This window comes from Arthrobacter sp. SLBN-122 (assembly GCF_006715165.1).
GTDB lineage: Bacteria > Actinomycetota > Actinomycetes > Actinomycetales > Micrococcaceae > Arthrobacter.
In genome coordinates this window covers 3,280,424-3,297,263 of record NZ_VFMS01000001.1, presented here as the reverse complement: position 1 = coordinate 3,297,263, position 16,840 = coordinate 3,280,424, and the positions used below count along the sequence as shown (strand labels likewise).

The 16,840-nt window shown below is 65.9% G+C and carries 17 protein-coding genes; 11 read left to right on the top strand and 6 right to left on the bottom strand.

Annotated features, from left to right (window positions below):
- Nucleotides 1-23 precede the first annotated feature (23 nt).
- On the bottom strand, nt 24-557 hold the full coding sequence (locus tag FBY36_RS15265; RefSeq protein ID WP_142120722.1) for a WhiB family transcriptional regulator: 534 nt from the start codon (nt 555-557) through the stop codon (nt 24-26).
- A gap of 389 nt (nt 558-946) precedes the next feature.
- Here FBY36_RS15265 and FBY36_RS15260 point away from each other — a divergent pair, with 389 nt between their 5' ends.
- Nucleotides 947-1,648 carry a TIGR03089 family protein gene (locus FBY36_RS15260; RefSeq protein ID WP_142120720.1) on the top strand — a complete coding sequence of 234 codons (702 nt, stop codon included), beginning with the start codon at nt 947-949 and terminating at the stop codon, nt 1,646-1,648.
- Between the two features lie 12 nt (nt 1,649-1,660).
- Here the strand turns inward: FBY36_RS15260 and FBY36_RS15255 are convergent, their stop codons facing one another.
- Nucleotides 1,661-2,221 carry a GtrA family protein gene (locus FBY36_RS15255; RefSeq protein WP_142120718.1) on the bottom strand — a complete coding sequence of 187 codons (561 nt, stop codon included), beginning with the start codon at nt 2,219-2,221 and terminating at the stop codon, nt 1,661-1,663.
- Between the two features lie 173 nt (nt 2,222-2,394).
- Between FBY36_RS15255 and FBY36_RS15250 the strand changes: the two genes are divergently transcribed.
- The 4 genes from FBY36_RS15250 (at nt 2,395) to manA (ending at nt 7,176) form a co-directional block, all read left to right on the top strand.
- Nucleotides 2,395-3,591: a 5-(carboxyamino)imidazole ribonucleotide synthase gene (locus FBY36_RS15250; RefSeq protein WP_142120716.1), complete on the top strand. Its 1,197-nt coding sequence runs from the start codon at nt 2,395-2,397 to the stop codon at nt 3,589-3,591.
- Entirely contained in the window at nt 3,588-4,172 is a 585-nt protein-coding gene (gene purE, locus FBY36_RS15245; RefSeq protein ID WP_142120714.1) for a 5-(carboxyamino)imidazole ribonucleotide mutase, read from the top strand. Before FBY36_RS15250 ends, purE begins: the two co-directional genes overlap by 4 nt.
- A 10-nt stretch (nt 4,173-4,182) precedes the next feature.
- Nucleotides 4,183-5,832 carry an LCP family protein gene (locus FBY36_RS15240; protein ID WP_142120712.1) on the top strand — a complete coding sequence of 550 codons (1,650 nt, stop codon included), beginning with the start codon at nt 4,183-4,185 and terminating at the stop codon, nt 5,830-5,832.
- A 99-nt stretch (nt 5,833-5,931) separates the two neighbouring features.
- Entirely contained in the window at nt 5,932-7,176 is a 1,245-nt protein-coding gene (gene manA / locus FBY36_RS15235; protein WP_142120710.1) for a mannose-6-phosphate isomerase, class I, read from the top strand.
- 75 nt (nt 7,177-7,251) lie between these two features.
- On the opposite strand, the gene FBY36_RS15230 is transcribed toward manA, so the two are convergent.
- Both FBY36_RS15230 and glpX read right to left on the bottom strand, forming a co-directional pair.
- On the bottom strand, nt 7,252-8,307 hold the full coding sequence (locus FBY36_RS15230; protein ID WP_142120708.1) for a lipid II:glycine glycyltransferase FemX: 1,056 nt from the start codon (nt 8,305-8,307) through the stop codon (nt 7,252-7,254).
- Nucleotides 8,308-8,394: 87 nt separating this feature from the next.
- Nucleotides 8,395-9,417: a class II fructose-bisphosphatase gene (gene glpX, locus FBY36_RS15225; RefSeq protein WP_181422425.1), complete on the bottom strand. Its 1,023-nt coding sequence runs from the start codon at nt 9,415-9,417 to the stop codon at nt 8,395-8,397.
- Between the two features lie 197 nt (nt 9,418-9,614).
- Between glpX and FBY36_RS15220 the strand changes: the two genes are divergently transcribed.
- The 4 genes from FBY36_RS15220 to FBY36_RS15205 all read left to right on the top strand — a co-directional run bounded on the left by FBY36_RS15220 (nt 9,615) and on the right by FBY36_RS15205 (nt 14,215).
- On the top strand, nt 9,615-10,322 hold the full coding sequence (locus tag FBY36_RS15220) for a DUF4245 domain-containing protein (RefSeq protein WP_142122662.1): 708 nt from the start codon (nt 9,615-9,617) through the stop codon (nt 10,320-10,322).
- A gap of 9 nt (nt 10,323-10,331) precedes the next feature.
- A complete protein-coding gene (locus FBY36_RS15215; RefSeq protein WP_142120706.1) occupies nt 10,332-10,946 on the top strand; it encodes a carbonic anhydrase in 615 nt (204 codons plus the stop codon).
- 97 nt (nt 10,947-11,043) lie between these two features.
- Nucleotides 11,044-12,471 carry a class II fumarate hydratase gene (locus tag FBY36_RS15210; RefSeq protein WP_142120704.1) on the top strand — a complete coding sequence of 476 codons (1,428 nt, stop codon included), beginning with the start codon at nt 11,044-11,046 and terminating at the stop codon, nt 12,469-12,471.
- A gap of 88 nt (nt 12,472-12,559) precedes the next feature.
- Nucleotides 12,560-14,215, top strand: a complete 1,656-nt coding sequence (locus FBY36_RS15205; RefSeq protein WP_142120702.1) for an MDR family MFS transporter — start codon at nt 12,560-12,562, stop codon at nt 14,213-14,215.
- A gap of 22 nt (nt 14,216-14,237) precedes the next feature.
- Here FBY36_RS15205 and FBY36_RS15200 read toward each other — a convergent pair whose 3' ends face one another.
- Both FBY36_RS15200 and FBY36_RS15195 read right to left on the bottom strand, forming a co-directional pair.
- Entirely contained in the window at nt 14,238-14,708 is a 471-nt protein-coding gene (locus FBY36_RS15200) for an NUDIX hydrolase (RefSeq protein ID WP_142120700.1), read from the bottom strand.
- 41 nt (nt 14,709-14,749) lie between these two features.
- Entirely contained in the window at nt 14,750-15,295 is a 546-nt protein-coding gene (locus tag FBY36_RS15195; protein ID WP_142120698.1) for a prepilin peptidase, read from the bottom strand.
- A gap of 59 nt (nt 15,296-15,354) precedes the next feature.
- On the opposite strand from FBY36_RS15195, the gene FBY36_RS15190 reads away from it, so the two are divergent.
- Together FBY36_RS15190 and FBY36_RS15185 are read left to right on the top strand one after the other, a co-directional pair.
- Nucleotides 15,355-16,155 carry a hypothetical protein gene (locus FBY36_RS15190; RefSeq protein ID WP_142120696.1) on the top strand — a complete coding sequence of 267 codons (801 nt, stop codon included), beginning with the start codon at nt 15,355-15,357 and terminating at the stop codon, nt 16,153-16,155.
- 36 nt (nt 16,156-16,191) lie between these two features.
- The gene (locus tag FBY36_RS15185; RefSeq protein WP_142120694.1) at nt 16,192-16,839 is read left to right on the top strand and encodes a GNAT family N-acetyltransferase; all 648 of its coding nucleotides are present in this window, start codon (nt 16,192-16,194) and stop codon (nt 16,837-16,839) included.
- The last annotated feature ends 1 nt before the right edge of the window (nt 16,840 follow it).

Sequence of the window (16,840 nt, the reverse complement as noted above, 5' to 3'; positions counted from 1 at the left end):
AGTGACATGGACATTCTGAAGAATTAGATTGCTCGCTTCCTTAGCCGCCGGCGCTCACGCTCGGAAAGGCCGCCCCAGATGCCGAACCGTTCGTCATTGGCCAGCGCGTACTCCAGGCACTGTGACCTGACATTGCAGGCACCACAGACCTTCTTGGCATCGCGGGTGGAACCGCCCTTTTCCGGGAAGAAGGCTTCCGGGTCCGTCTGGGCGCACAGCGCGTCCGTCTGCCAGCCAAGTTCGCCCTCGTCGTCGAAGTCCTGTTGGAGGGGCAGTCCGATCCAAACCGGCTGGGCGGTGCCGGGCGCAGCCAGCTCCATCGGCGGATCAAGCTCGTCTTCCGGCTCCGCACCGCCGTCGAGCAGGGCTTCATGCGCGGCAAGGAAGGCCGTGGCCTGGTCCTCGAGGACACTGCTCGAATTCGTGTTGTACCGCTCTGCAGCATCAGGATCGGCGGGGTCCACATACCAATCGCTAGGCACCCCCCGCGCACGGTATTTTGCCGTTGCCTGACCTGCCACGACGGCATCTTCCTGGATACGCTCTGCTTGCCCCACGGCGACCCTCCTGATGTTTCAGCCACTGCCTGGATACGTGGGCACTCGGTTGTGTGCCGGTATTTGCGCAATTGCTTTAGTTACCTAATTACACGTGTGTAACTAGGGCGAGTCAAGCCGTTGCCGGGATAATAGACAGTCGGAGCCGGTAAGTTTGCGTACGCCACGCCCGGGATTTCCATCCGTCCGGGCGTGGCGGATCCGGCGGGACGACCTACAGCAGCCAAAAAGCGCTGAATTCTTTGGAACGGCGGGGAAAATACCCGGTCCAGACCGAAATAGCAAGCACACTTAGCAATGGGAGTGATTAATATCACTCCTGATCGGCGCGGCCTGATGAGCCAATCCGCACCCATGACCGGACACTCCCGAAGTGGCAGGATGAACCCATGACGACTATCCCCGCCATCGACCTGATGGGCCGCCTCCGTTCCGGCAACTCCACCGCACCACGCCTGACCTGGTACGGGCCGGACTCAGAGCGGGTGGAACTATCGGGACGGGTCCTGGACAACTGGGTGGCCAAAACCAGCAACCTGTTGCAGGACGAGTTGGACGCGGAGCCGGGCATGCGGCTGCGGCTTGCGCTTCCGGCCCACTGGAAAGCCCTGGTCTGGGCGCTGGCGGGCTGGCAACTGGGACTGGAAAGCGTGCTCGACGACGGCCCGGCAAACTTTCTCGCCACGGACGATCCCAGCGGCGCCGGTGATCAGCACGACGCCGTCATCGCAGTTGCGCTGCCCGCCCTCGCAATGCGCTGGACGGGGGAGCTTCCCGCCGGCTGCCTCGACTACGCCGCCGAGGTACGGTCCCACGGGGATGTGTTCATGCCGCACTCCGATCCGGATCCGTCAGCCTGCGCGATCCGGACGCACGATGGGCGCACCATCCTGCACAGCGACCTGGCAAGCGGTTTCGCTCTGCATCATTCGGAAGGTGCCAGGGTGCACGTTCCCGCGCACCAAGGACTCGAATCCGCGTTGGCCAACGCGCTGGGAGCCTGGCAGCAGGACGGCTCAGTGGTGCTGACCCACGCTGACGTGGCGCTTACTGACAAACTGCTCTCGGACGAACGCATCCACGGCAGCTAGCAGCGGCCCACCCTATGACTTGGGGCCGCCGTCGGCGGAAGTGGGAGCCGGATTCTCGGCGGCACGTGCGTGCTCCCTGTGCGGGTGGGCTTCGATGAGTTCGTGGTCGTGGGAAAACTCCGGCTCCTGGTCCAGTTCCTCGTTGAACACCAGGAAGCGGTACGCGAAGAAGCGGACCACCGTGGCAACCAGGATGCCCGCCACGCCCGCCAGGAACAGCATGTTCTTGTCGTCAATGCCCATCCCGTACTTGGCCAGGGCGGTGAAGCCGGTGGAGATACCGATGCCAATGCCGTTGATGAGGACGAACATGGCAAACTCGCGGAGCACGTTGGCCTGGCGGCGGTGGCGGAAAGTCCAGAAACGGTTGGCCACCCAGGAGAAGACAGTGGCTACGGTGGCCCCCACGAACCGGGCCTTCGCCTCGCTGTCAGACATGGGACCGTGCATCAGGTAGTAGGTCAACCCGTTGTCAATGACGAAGGCCACGCCGCCTACCGCACCGAATTTGGCCACCTCGCGCCAGAAAAGCGAGGCGAGCCCCCGGATACGATCTGCAAATGCGCTAAACATGACCCTCCATGGCCGTGATGAACTGTGGGCCACTCGGCCAAATGACTATTTTAGCCCCCAAAGCTTTGAGCCGGTGCTGTCAGGCGGCCGGGGTTTGTCCCAACGGCGTAAAATCTCCTCCCCTGCCGGGCCGTAAAAGCGGGATTGGGCGCCTCTTCGGTAGGCTGGAAGATGTGACTTTTCCAGTGATAGGCGTGGTTGGCGGCGGCCAGCTCGCGCGAATGATGGCCCCTGCCGCTACAGCACTCGGCTTTGAACTCCGCGTCCTCGCCGAGGGTGACGACGTTTCCGCGGTGTCGGCCGTACCCGCAACGCCTGTGGGCGACTACAAGGACCTGCAGACGCTCCTGGACTTTTCCAAAGGCCTGGATGTGATGACGTTCGACCACGAGCACGTGCCGACTGACCATCTCCGTGCCCTGCAGGAGGCCGGCGTCAACGTCCAGCCCGGACCGGACGCCCTGGTCCATGCCCAGGACAAGCTGGTCATGAGGGCCGCCATCGACCGCCTGGAGCTGCCCAACCCCGCCTGGGCGTCCGTGGCGGACGTCGCCGCGCTGGTCCGTTTCGGCGACGAAACCGGCTGGCCGGTTGTACTGAAGACCCCGCGGGGCGGATATGACGGCAAGGGCGTGAGGATCGTGGCTTCGGCAGGGGAGGCCGCGGAAGCCGAAGACTGGTTTGCCGCCATGAGTCCCCTGCTCGCTGAGGCCAAAGTCGAGTTCACCCGCGAACTTTCGGCACTGGTGGCACGCACGCCCGACGGCGAGGCGCGGGCGTGGCCGGTGGTCCACACCATCCAGGTGGACGGTGTCTGCGACGAGGTGATTGCACCCGCAATGGACATTCCGCTGGAGGTTGCAGCCGCGGCCGAGGACGCCGCCCTGCGCATCGCCGCCGAGCTGGACGTGACCGGAGTCCTTGCCGTGGAACTGTTCGAAACTCCGGGCAGCGGCGCCGGGTTCCTGATCAACGAACTGGCCATGCGGCCCCACAACACCGGCCACTGGACCCAGGACGGCTCGATTACCAGCCAGTTCGAACAGCACCTTCGTGCCGTCCTGAACCTGCCTTTGGGTGCCACCGATGCGCTGGCACCCGTAACCGTGATGAAGAACTTCCTGGGCGGAGACAACCAGGACCTCTACTCCGCCTACCCGCTGGCACTTGCCGCCGAACCGGCCGCCAAAGTCCACTGCTACGGCAAATCCGTGCGCCCCGGACGTAAGATCGGCCACGTCAACCTGGTGGGAACCTCCACGGCGGAAGTCGAGTCTGTGCGCCGCCGGGCCACCGCCGTGGCAGGCATCATCCGTGACGGACGGGTTGGCAGCGAAGAACCTTCCGCAATATTCGAGGAGAATGCATGAGCGCCGAAGCAACCACAGCCGCCGATTCCGGTGCCAGTCCCTTGGTTGGCCTGGTCATGGGCTCCGACTCGGACTGGCCCGTCATGGAGGCTGCGGCAGACGCCCTGGCTGAGTTCGGCATCCCCTTTGAAGCCGACGTCGTCTCAGCCCACCGGATGCCCACGGAGATGATCCGCTACGGCCAGACCGCCCACGAACGCGGCCTGCGGGTAATCATCGCCGGCGCCGGCGGTGCGGCGCACCTGCCCGGCATGCTCGCCAGCGTCACGCCGCTGCCCGTCATCGGGGTTCCCGTTCCCCTGAAGACCCTTGACGGGATGGACTCCCTGCTGTCCATCGTCCAGATGCCGGCCGGCGTACCGGTAGCCACCGTATCCATCGCAGGAGCGCGGAACGCCGGGCTCCTGGCCGTACGGATGCTGGCCTCCGGCACCGACGAGCTGGCGTCGTCGCTGCGCGCGGACCTCCTGGACTTCGCCGCCGACCTCAACGCGGTGGCTTCCCGGAAAGGCGCAAGCCTGCGGCAAAAAGTCAGCGAAGTCTTCCCCGGCGGTTCCAGCGCCCTTCGGGGCAGCCGTTAGGGCGGCGGGCATGGCCAGCAGCAGCAGCGTAATCAACACCGGCTCCGGCGCCGCCATGACAGATCCGGTGCGCTATCCGGTCAGTGCCTCCTCCGAGGTCCGCACCAAGCGTGCGTTCGTACTGGTCCTGCTGACGCTCCTGGTACCGGGCAGTGCGCAGCTCGTCGCGGGCGACCGGAAGCTGGGGCGCACTGCCCTGCGCATCACCCTGTGCGTATGGGCGCTCCTGTTGCTGACAGTGGCCCTGCTGCTGCTCAACCGGAGCCTGGTCATCAACATCGTCACCAACCCCGTTACGTCGCTGGTGCTCGTGGTCCTGCTGGCGGCGCTGGCACTGGGCTGGGCCTTCCTCTTCCTTAATACCCTCCGGCTCATCCGTCCTGTCCTGCTGGCACCGAAGGCGCGCCCCGCCGTCGGCATCGCCCTGGTGCTCGCGTTGGTGGTGGGCAGCGGTTCCGTGGGCTACGCAGCCTACCTGCTGAACGTGGGCCGGAACGCCATCGGCAACATCTTCTCCTCCGGCCCGGCCATAAAGCCGGTGGACGGACGCTACAACTTCCTCATGATGGGCGGCGACGCCGGCGATGACCGTACCGGACGCCGCCCGGACAGCCTCTCCATCCTGAGCGTTGACGCCGAAACCGGCCAGACCGCGATCATTTCCGTTCCCAGGAACTTCCAGAACGCGCATTTCAGCGAAGGTTCACCCATGCGTGCCATCTACCCTGACGGCTACAACTGCGGCGATGAATGCCTGATCAATGCCATCAACACTGAGGTCACCAACGAGCACACCGACCTCTACCCCGGCGTGGCAGACCCCGGCGCCCAAGCGACCATGGAGGCGGTGTCCGGCACGCTGGGCATGCAGATCCAGGCCTATGTCCTGGTTGACATGGAGGGCTTCTCAACGCTCATCGATGCCATGGGCGGCATCCGGATCAAGGCCGGCGGCTGGGTTCCCATGAGCGGCTATTTCGACGAGGCCACCAAGACCCACGGCATGCCCCTGGGCTGGATCCCCGCCGGAGACCAGACGCTCAACGGCGCCCAGGCGCTCTGGTACGGGCGGTCCCGCGAGTATGTGGACGACTATTCCCGCATCCAGCGCCAGCAGTGCGTGCAGCAGGCGATGCTGAAGCAGCTGGATCCAGCCACCTTGCTGTCCAAGTTCGAGGACATTGCCGGTGCCGGAACCAAGGTGGTGGAGTCCAACATCTCCTCCGCCCAGCTGGGCAGTTTCCTGGACCTCGCCATCAAAGCGAGGGGCAAGGACGTCAAGCGGCTCACCATCGGACCGCCGGACTTCGATCCGTCGTTCTCCACCAACCCTGACTTCGACCAGATCCACGAGCGGGTGGACCAGCTGCTGGCATCGGCATCCGCCAAGGGAGCGCAGTCGGCCGGGATTCCCGACGACGGGATGGCAGTTCCGCAGGCAGGTGCCGGACATCTCCAGGCGGCAGGGCCTGTCCCCGCCACCCTGCCAGCCGCCGGCAACGCTGTCCAGCAGCCCTCGCCGTCGGACTTCACGCCCGTCACCACCACTCCTGACGGCGAGCCGATCACCGAGGAGATGCTGACCCAGCTGAAGCTCGAGGGAGACGAAGAAGCCATCCGCCAGCTCGTGGCCACCAACGGACAGTGCGCCCCGCTGTAGCAGCCATCCCATGGGGCCCGCTTCCGGCGCCCATCCATCAGTGCCCGCCATTCGGTACCCGCCCATAGGGGTGCCCATGCATAAGGAACGGAACACGGTTTGTACGAGATTGAGAACGTCCTCCGGGACTACGCCTGGGGTTCGACGACGGCCATCGCCTCGCTGCTGGGCCGTCCCGAATCGGGGCGCCCGGAGGCGGAACTGTGGATTGGGGCGCACCCGGATTCTCCGTCGGTGGCGCACGTGCCCGGTGACGGGTCCCGGAGCCCGCTGGATGCCCTGATCTCCTCCGACCCGGAGCATTTCCTCGGCGCGGAGTCCGTCAGGGCCTTTGGCCCCCGGCTGCCGTTCCTGGCCAAGATCCTTGCAGCCGCGCAGCCGCTCTCCCTCCAGGTCCACCCGAGCCTGGAGCAGGCGCGGGAGGGATTCGCACGGGAAAACGAAGCGGGAATCGATCCCCACGCCCCGAACCGGAACTACAAGGATGACAACCACAAGCCGGAGATGATCTTCGCGCTCACGCCGTTCGAGGCACTGTGCGGGTTCCGCCCGGCAGCGGAAACCCGGAAGATCCTGCAGCACATTGCGGCTGCCTTCCCTGGCGCCGGACAGACGCCGCAGCTGCTTCAGGCGCTTCTCGAAGACCTCTATGCCCCGGATGAGGGCGCGGGGCTCCGGCGGGCCTTCGAACGGCTGATCAAGGGCGGCCAGGGCGTGGCAGAGGAAACTGCCTTGGTGGTGGCGGCCCTGGTGTCCGAAACTCCGCTTGAGCCGTACCAGGCCGAGCTGGGCACCGTCATCAGCCTCAACGAAAAGTACCCCGGCGATCCGGGTGTCCTGATCTCGCTGCTGCTGAACAGGATCTCTCTGAGGCCGGGCGAGGCGGTCTATCTTCCGGCCGGGAACGTGCATGCCTACCTGCACGGGCTGGGCGTGGAGGTCATGGCCTCCTCAGACAACGTCCTCCGCGGCGGCCTGACGCCCAAGCACGTGGATGTGCCCGAACTCCTGCGCACCATCGACTTCCATCCCGTGGCTGTACCGATGCTGGCTGCCGAAAAGACGGTGATGGACCAGGAAATCTTCCGTCCGCCGTTCCGGGAGTTCCAGCTGCAGCGCATCGAGCTGGGGCCGGACGCCGGCCCCGTTCCGCTGGCGCAGGCCGGACCGGCCGTGGTCATCGTGGTGGCGGGCGACGTGTACCTGGACTCCCCCAAGGGAGACCTGGAGCTGTCGCGGGGCGGCAGCGCATTCGTCGCCGCTGCGGAAGCACCGATCAACGTCCATCGCGCGGCAGGCAGTGAGGGGACGGCCCTGGCCTTCGCCGTGACCACCGGCATTTAGCCGCCCGGCAGCAACACCAAAGGGCGACGGCGGCACCCACCAGGGTGCGGCCGTCGCCCTTATGTTTTGGCGCAGTCAGCTGCCGGGGCGCAGCTTCCGGACCAGCGGCAGAACCCGCCCGGCCGCGGTCTTCAGCAGCTGCCGCCCCTGCTGGAGTCCCTTCCGGGCCAGCGGCATCGCGGTGGAGTAGGCGGGGTAGAACGGCGACAGCGGCTTGTCCCAGGTGCCCAGCAGCATGTTTTCGTGTTTGGCGAACTGCTTTTTGAAGTCGGAAATGCCGTCGTTGAGCAGGCCGTTGAAGTCATACCGGCTGCAGCCGTCCTCGCGCATTGACTGCAGGGCTGCCCACTTCACGCCGTAGTTCACGCGCTGCTTCTGGCCTTCGGCGGACACTCCGCCGTAGAGTTCGAACGCGGTGGCGCCGCTGCGGGACAGCCAGGTGAAGGCGAGCATCTGCTCGCCGTCGAACGCGGCAATGATCGGCGAGGCGTCGCCGAGGTTCTTGAAGATGTCGCGGTAGTACTGGTCCTCGTGGATGCCGAAACCGGCCCGCGCCGCGGTGTCGTGGTAGATGGCCAGGACCTGTTCGAGCTCGGAGTCGTTTTTGACCTTGCGGAATTCAACGTCGCTGCGCATGGCCTTGCGGATGTTCGCCCGCGTGGACTTGGACATCTCCGCCATCAGCTCGTCGTCGGACCGGGTGAGGTCCAGGATGAGTGTGCGCGGGATAAGGACGGTGTTGGCCGACTCGCGGAAGCCTGCGGCCGCGACGGCACCGGCGAAGGCGGAGTCCTTGTCCCAGTCGGGCTCGATGCTGAGGGCCACTCCCCTGTGGCGGAGGGCGGCGTGCTCGGCCAGCCGGTTGAGGACCACCTGTGCGTTCTCCGCGGAGCACATGGGCCCGCGCGGAATGTAGACCAGCGCCCGGAAGGGAAGGGGCAGCCGGCGGACCAGCAGCTGGGCGGCGCCGATGGTTTCTTCCCCGGCCTTGACCAGAACCCTGTCCACGGACCAGCCGTGCATGGCCTTGGTCTCGCCCCAGCCCCACAGCTGTTGCGGATGCCCCTGGAACTGGTCGACATTTTCGTCCCAAAGGGCGCGGTCAGTACAGGGCACAACAGCAGGAATCATGGCTTAAACCCTATACCAAGGCGTTAACGGCAAAGCCCCGGTGCGCACGCGGCGCCCCGGGGCCTGACATCCTGCAATGGCTGTGGATCAGCTCTTGCGGGCGTAACCTTCCCACTTGTCGGCGCGGTGCTCGCCGTCGACGAAACGGATGGTGCCGGACTTGGAGCGCATGACGATCGACTGGGTGAGGACCTTGTCCTTGGAGTAGCGGACGCCCTTGAGCAAGTCGCCGTCCGTAATGCCGGTGGCGGCGAAGTAGCAGTTGTCGCTGGAGACCAGGTCATTGGTGGAAAGCACGCGGTCGAGGTCGTGGCCGGCGTCGATGGCCTTCTGCTTTTCCTCATCGCTGGTGGGCCAGAGGCGGCCCTGGATCACGCCGCCCAGGGACTTAATGGCGCAGGCGGCCACGATGCCCTCGGGGGTGCCGCCGATGCCCATCAGCGCATCCACGCCGGTGCCGGAGCGGGCAGCGGCGATGGCGCCGGCAACGTCGCCGTCCATGATGAACTTGGTGCGCGCACCGGCTTCGCGGATTTCCTCCACCAGCGGCTTGTGGCGGTCGCGGTCAAGGATCATCACGTTGAGCTGGTTGACCTTCACGCCCTTGGCCTTGGCGATCAGGTGCAGGTTCTGCTTGACCGGCAGGCGCAGGTCCACCATGTCAGCGGCCTCGGGGCCGGTGACGAGCTTTTCCATGTAGAACACAGCGGAGGGATCGAACATGGAGCCACGTTCGGCAACGGCCAGGACAGCCAGGGCGTTGTTGATGCCGAGGGCGGTCAGGCGGGTACCGTCGATGGGGTCAACGGCCACGTCGCATTCGGGGCCGGTGCCGTCGCCAACGCGCTCACCGTTGAACAGCATGGGGGCTTCGTCCTTTTCGCCCTCGCCGATCACCACGACACCGTTGAAGTGGACGGTCTGCAGGAAGGAGCGCATGGCGTCGACCGCTGCGCCGTCGGCGGTGTTCTTGTCGCCAAAGCCCACCCAGTGGCCGCCGGCGATGGCCGCGGCCTCGGTGACGCGGACAAGCTCAAGGGCGAGGTTGCGGTCCGGCTCGTCGTGGCCCACCGCAAGGGACGGTGAAATCGTGGAGTACTTCTGGGTCATGGACGCTGGTGACACGTGAACCTCTTCTTCGAGTGGCGATCATTGAACCCGCCCGCCGGTGCAGCAGGACGGTGATTCCTCTGCTATCGATCATAGTCGCGGCACCGCTCCGCGGGCGGCCCATGACGCAACCACGCAATGTGCGCTGCGGCTTCCGCCGTGCTCCAGGCCTGGCCGAATGGAAGTGCGGCTCCGGGATGGGCGACTATAGAGGGGTGAATGACATGCAGGAAGCCACCAGTCCCAGCTCCGGCCAGGAACAGCCCGAGGCACGTTCCGGCCCTGCCGGCAGCAGTGCGGACGCCGCGGTTAGGCCCGTGATTCCGGCGGCCGCCGCCAAACGCGCGAACGCCTCGGTGATCGGAATGATCATTGCCCTGGTGCTCAGCATTGCGGCGTTCCTGCCCGTTGTCCTCATGAATCCCCAGCCCAAGGGCGATGGCTACCGGCCGGACATCGACGTTGCATCGGTGGCACGGAATGCGGCGGATGTGGCAGGATTCACACCCGTCGCCCCTGATACCGGCAACGCCTTCCGCGCGAACTACGCCCGGTGGGAAGCCGGCACCGGCAGTGGCGTACCTACTTGGGAGGTCGGCTACCTGACCCCCAAAACATCCTTCATCGGTTTGGTGCAGACCAGGAACCCCAACCCCACCTGGCTCCTCCAGCAGACCAAAAACGCCCCCGTCACCGGATCGCGGAATGCCGGCGGCCAGGAATGGGAACTTCGCGACACCGGCAAGGGTGAGAAATCGATGGTGCTGAACTACCGGGGCAGCACCGTCATCCTGTCCGGCGCGGCGCAACTGGACGAATTCGCAACACTCGCCGCCGCCGTCGTCACCTCCCTTGAGAGCAGCCCCGCCGTCACAGTTTCACCCTCGGCGGCCCCCACGCCGTAAGGTGGGGCCGTGACGACTAACCTGACCCCTGCACTGGCCTGGCGCCGCCTGCGCGAAGGCAACGAACGTTTCGTAAACGGCGAGTCCTCCCATCCGAACCAGAATGCTTCGCGACGGTCATCGCTCGTGGAGACGCAGAATCCCTTCGCGGTGATCTTCGGCTGCTCTGATTCGCGGCTCGCGGCGGAAATCATTTTTGACGTCGGCCTGGGCGACGTTTTCGTGGTCCGCACCGCCGGACAGGTCATCGACGACGCCGTCCTGGGTTCCCTCGAGTACAGCGTCGGCGTGCTGAACGTGCCGCTGATTGTCATTCTTGGGCACGACAGCTGCGGCGCCGTCACCGCCACCAGGGACGCCGTGGAGACCGGCGAGATGCCGGCGGGCTTCATTCGCGACCTCGTGGAGCGCATCACGCCCTCCGTGCTGACGTCCCTGCGGAATGAACAGCCGGAGGTCAACGACATGGTGGTGGAGCACGTCAAGCAGACGGCGCAGCGCCTTGTGGACAGCTCGCGTGTGATTTCCGACGCAATCGAAGGCGGCCGCACCGCCGTCGTTGGCCTTTCCTACCGGCTGGCAGAGGGCCGCGCCGACCTTGTTTCCGGAATCGGCGAGCTTTAGCGGGCGCCGGGAGCCACGTGCCGGTGGTCCAGCGGGCCGCCGGCAATGCTTCCTTAACGGTTTTCGATGGGGCACCGGATCGCCCTAAGCTAGCCCCATGACTTCCACTGAAGAGTTCCGCATTGAACATGACACGATGGGCGAAGTCCGCGTCCCCGTGAACGCACTGTACCGCGCGCAGACGCAGCGGGCAGTGGAGAACTTCCCCATTTCCGGCAAGACCCTTGAGCGCACCCACATCGAGGCGCTGGCCCGGGTCAAGAAGGCTGCTGCCCAGGCCAACGCAGAACTGGGCGTGCTCGACGGCGAGCTGGCCAAGGCGATCGCAGACGCTGCCGACGAGGTGGCTGCCGGCAAGTACGACGGCGACTTCCCCATCGACGTCTTCCAGACCGGCTCCGGCACGTCCTCGAACATGAACACCAACGAGGTCATCGCCGAACTGGCCACCCGCGCACTGAAGGCCGCCGGCAGCGACAAGGTTGTCCACCCGAACGACCACGTCAACGCTTCTCAGTCCTCCAACGACGTGTTCCCCACGTCCGTTCACGTGGCCGCCACGTCCGCTCTGATCAACGACCTCATCCCCGCCCTTGACTACCTGGCCGGCTCGCTGGAGCGCAAGGCCGCGGAGTTCAAGGACGTGGTGAAGTCCGGCCGCACCCACCTCATGGACGCCACCCCGGTAACCCTGGGCCAGGAGTTCGGCGGCTACGCCGCGCAGGTCCGTTACGGCATCGAGCGCATCAACGCCTCCCTCCCCCGTGTTGCAGAGGTTCCGCTGGGCGGCACCGCCGTGGGCACCGGCATCAACACGCCGGCCGGCTTCCCGGAGCGTGTCATTGAGCTGCTCGCCACGGATACCGGCCTGCCGCTGACCGAGGCCCGCGACCACTTCGAGGCACAGGCCAACCGCGACGGCCTGATCGAGGCGTCCAGCCAGCTGCGCAACATCGCCATCTCGTTCATGAAGATCAACAACGACCTTCGCTGGATGGGTTCCGGCCCCAACACCGGCCTCGGCGAAATCGCCATCCCTGACCTTCAGCCGGGTTCCTCCATCATGCCCGGCAAGGTCAACCCGGTTATCTGCGAGGCGTCCATCATGGTGGCCGCCCAGGTCATCGGCAACGACACCGCCATCGCCTGGTCCGGCACCAACGGGGCCTTTGAGCTGAACGTGGGCATCCCGGTCATGGCCGCCAACCTGCTCGAGTCCATCCGGCTGCTGGCCAACACCAGCCGGGTCATGGCGGATAAGATGATCGACGGCATCACGGCGAACGTGGAGCGCGCCCGCTTCCTGGCCGAGGCTTCCCCGTCCATCGTCACGCCGCTGAACAAGTACATCGGCTACGAGAACGCCGCCAAGATTGCCAAGACCGCAGTCAAGGAAGGCCTGACCATCCGCCAGGCCACCGAGAAGCTCGGTTTCGTGGGCGACGGCGAGGGCCAGGTTTCCGTGGCCGACCTCGAGAAGGCGCTGGACGTCACCACCATGACGGCCCCGGCCCACAAGGCATAGTCCCCACCACCTCCTGGACGCCCGACGGCGGCCGGCACCTTTTGAACGAAAGGTGACGGCCGCCGTCGTACTCCGCAAAAGGACAATCATGAGTACCGCCACCACCAGGACGGCCGCGGGGCCCCTGCTGCTCACGCAAAAACGCATCTGGATCATCTTCTCCGCCTTGATTGCGGGCATGCTCCTCTCCAGCCTGGACCAGACCATCGTCTCCACCGCCATGCCCACCATCGTGGGCAAACTGGGCGGCGTGGAACACCAGGCCTGGATCACCACCGCGTACCTGCTGGCCACCACCATCGTGATGCCCATCTACGGCAAGTTCGGTGACATCCTGGGCCGGCGCAACCTCTTCCTGGTGGCCATCGCACTCTTCACCCTGGCGTCCGTTGGCTGCGCACTGGCCAGCGATTTCTGGGGCTTCGTCATCTTCCGCGCCATCCAGGGCCTGGGCGGCGGTGGCCTCATGATCCTTTCCCAGGCGATCATCGCCGACATCGTTCCCGCCAAGGAGCGTGGCAAATACATGGGCCCGCTCGGCGCCATCTTCGGACTCTCCGCCGTGGCCGGACCCTTGCTCGGCGGCTTCTTCGTGGACCACCTCACCTGGGAGTGGGCCTTCTACATCAACATCCCGGTGGGCCTTGCAGCGTTCGCCATCGCCTGGTTCGCCCTGACGCTGCCCAACAAGAAGGCCGAAAAGCGGATCGACATCCTGGGCGTGGTGCTGCTCTCAGCCGCCACCACCTGCCTGATCTTCTTCACCGACTTTGGCGGCAAGAAGGACGAAGGCTGGGATTCACCCCTTACCTGGGCCTTCGGCGCCGGGCTGCTGGTTTCTGCGGCCGCTTTCGTGCTGGTGGAGCGCCGCGCGGAGGACCCCATCATCCCGCTGAGCCTGTTCCGGAACCGGATCTTCATCAATGCCACCGCCATCGGCTTCACCCTGGGCCTGGGCATGTTCTCCGCCATCGCGTTCGTCCCCACCTTCCTGCAGATGTCCTCCGGCACGTCCGCAGCCGAATCCGGCCTGCTGATGCTCCCGATGATGGCAGGCCTCATGGGCACGTCCATCTACTCCGGCATCCGGATCTCCAAGACCGGCAAGTACAAGATGTTTCCCATCCTGGGCGCCGTACTCACCCTGGCTGCCATGCTGTGGATGACCACCCTCGCCGCGAGCACCCCCATCTGGGTCATCTGCCTCCAGCTGTTCGTCTTCGGTGCGGGCCTCGGCCTGATCATGCAGGTGGTGGTCCTGGTGGTCCAGAACTCGGTGCCGGCTGACCAGATCGGGACGGCCACGAGCACCAACAACTACTTCCGCGAAGTGGGCGCCGCCATGGGCGTGGCAGTGTTCGGCTCCATCTTCACCACCCGCCTTTCCGAGGCGCTGACCAGCGCCTTTACGGGGGCAGGAGCATCCGCTGAGCAGGCCGGACAGTCCACCCGGACCCTGGATCCGCAGGCGCTGAGCCAGCTCCCGGAACAGCTGCGGGACGCCATCGTGAACGCCTACGCCGACTCGCTGGCACCGGTGTTCTGGTACCTGCTGCCTTTCATCGCCGTGGCCTTGCTCCTGGCCCTCACGCTGAAGCAGATCCCGCTCTCGGACACCGCCGGCATGGTGGCACGCGGCGAGGCAGTGGGCGGCGAGGAAGCCGAACGGCTCGCCGCCGGCTTGTCCGGCGCAGCTGCCAAGGTGAAGGACGACGACGGCGAGCTGGTGTCCCCGGGCCGCTGACCGCCGTCGGGCGCCTGGCTTTTTAGGGCTCGAAGTGGACGCCGGCGGAAGGTGCCAGCGCCTGGCGGATGCTGGTGAGGTGGCCGGGCATGAGGTCGGGAAGTTCGTCCGGGCCGAACCAGCCAACGGCAAGGGATTCGTCGTCGTTGACCCTGGCTTCACCGGAGACGTAACGGCACAGGAACACCACGTCCAGGAATTCGCAGATGTCGCCGTTGGGGTAGGTGACTGGGCCCACCGCCCCCACCGAGACCACGCGTTCCGCTTCGGCCACCACTGCTGTTTCCTCGAAGATCTCCCGAATCAGACCACGGGCAGGCTGTTCCCCCGGGTCCAGCATTCCGCTGATGAGCGCCCATTGCCGGTTGTCTGACCGCTGGGCCAGCAGGATCCTGCCGGCGTCGTCGACCACAACCCCCCGGACGCCGGGGACCCAGATGGGATCGTTGCCGATCTTTTCGCGCAGCTTCAGGACGTATTCAGGTGCAGGCATACCGCCAGCCTACCGAAAAGCCGCCCGGCAACCCGGACAGCTCAGGCGGGCAGCAGCATGGCCGCTGCGGCCCCGGCGAGCATGAACGGGCCGAACGGTATGGCTGATTTCAGGGTGCCCCGCCGGGCCGCCAGCAGGACCAGGGACCACAGCCCGCCCAGCAGGAACGCCAGGAACGTCCCCGCGAAGAGGTGTCCCCAGCCGAGGTAGCCCAGGTACATCCCGAGCACTCCGGCAAGCTTGACGTCGCCAAAGCCCATCCCGGGCGGGTAGATGAACCGCAGGACAAAATAGAACAGCCACAGGATTGCGGCACCGGCCACCACGCGGAGGGCGGGGATGGCCAGGAGCCCGCCGGCATCATCGGCGGCCGGGGCGGGACTGGCCCAGGCAACCGCGGCGGCCGCCAGGAGGAGCACCCCGGCCACTGCGTAGGACGGGAAGACAATCCTGTTGGGCAGGAGGTGGTGCCGGACGTCGATGATGGTGAGCCGGACCGCCATCACTGCAAAGTAGAGGCAGGCAGCCAGTACCAGCCAGAACGCAAGCGGGGTGTGCTGCCAGAGTTCACCGAGTCGTCCGATCACTCCTCGGATGCTACTGGATCCACCATTCCGGCCGTAGCACCCATGCGTAAAATGTGGATATGTCGACCTGGGACTCCCGGCGCCGGCCGGTTCCGGGCCCTCCTGGCGTCCCCACGGACCTGGCCGCGATGTTCCGGAACCTTTGCCGGTCTTCCCCATGGAAGTGGCAGACTTTGCGCTTTGACTACTGGGACCAGGCCTTTGGGTCAGCTCCCTCCCCCGGCGTGCCGTTCGTCCGTGCCTGGCTGCGCCGTCCAGGGGCGCTCCGGCTTGAAAGCCCGGACGGCCACGTACTGCACAGCACCACAGGAATCAACGACTCCCGCGACGGCATCTACGTCAGTGCCACCCGCAAGTCCTGGCTCCTGCCTCCGCACCTGGTCACGCCTGTATACGACGACGGCGGACTGGTACGCCGCCGGCCCGAGGCCGCGTACGGCGAGCCCGGTTTCGGGAACGCACGGTTTTCGGCCGCACTGGACCCGGTGGAGCTGGCCGGCAACGCCCCCGTGCCCATTGAGTTCCCAGGCACCAATGCCCTGGACATCCTGGATGTCCGTTTCGCCGAACACGAGGGCCGGCCCGTCCTGGAGGCGGTTGCAGCCCCCAACGCCGCATACCGCCCCGGTGATCCCGCCGCTCCCCTCTGCCTTCCCGGGCGTTCCCTCCTCCGGGTGGACACGGGCACCGGCGTCTGCGTGTCCAGTCAGTCGCTGGAGCAGGAAACAGAGGAGTACGGCCACTGGATCCGGATCCTCGCCGTGGACGAGTACATGCTCGACGACCTGTTCCTGGCCGAGTCAATGAATCTCACCGACGTCCGCCGCCACATCAGGTGGGACATCCCCGCCAAAGCGTGACAAACGCGCACGGAACCCATCGGCTAGGCTTCGCGGATGACTACCCTGGGCTCCATCTGGCCGCTGTTCGACCTCACGCTGACCACCCCGCGGCTGGAACTGCGCCCCATCAGCGACCAGGACATCCCGGCGGCGGTGGCAGCGGCCCGCGGCGGAATCCACGACCCCGGCCGGAATCCGTTCAGCACTCCCTGGACGGAGCTGCCCGACGAGGAACTGGGCCCCAACATGGCGCGCTGGTACTGGCGCTGCCGCGCTGAATGCAGGCCCGAAAACTGGACACTGCTCCTCGGGGTCTGGCACGAAGGCCAGTTCATCGGCTGCCAGGATGTCGGGGCCAAAGACTTCGCGGCTCTACGGACTGTCACCACCGGGTCCTGGCTCAAGCAGTCCGTCCAGGGCCGCGGCCTTGGCAAGGAGATGCGTGCCGCCGTCGTCCTTTGGGCCTTTGACTGGCTCGGGGCAGAAGTCGCCGAATTCGAGGCCGCCATCTGGAACAGCGCTTCCCTGGGCGTGTCCCGCTCCCTCGGCTACGAACTCAACGGCACCACCCGCAAAGCCTGGGGCCCCAAAGCCGAAACACTCCAGCACGTCCGCGTCACCCCGCATACGTTCAAACGCCCGGACTGGCAGCTCCAAGTCCAAGGCCACGACGCAGCCGCGAGGTTCCTTGGCGTGCGTTGAG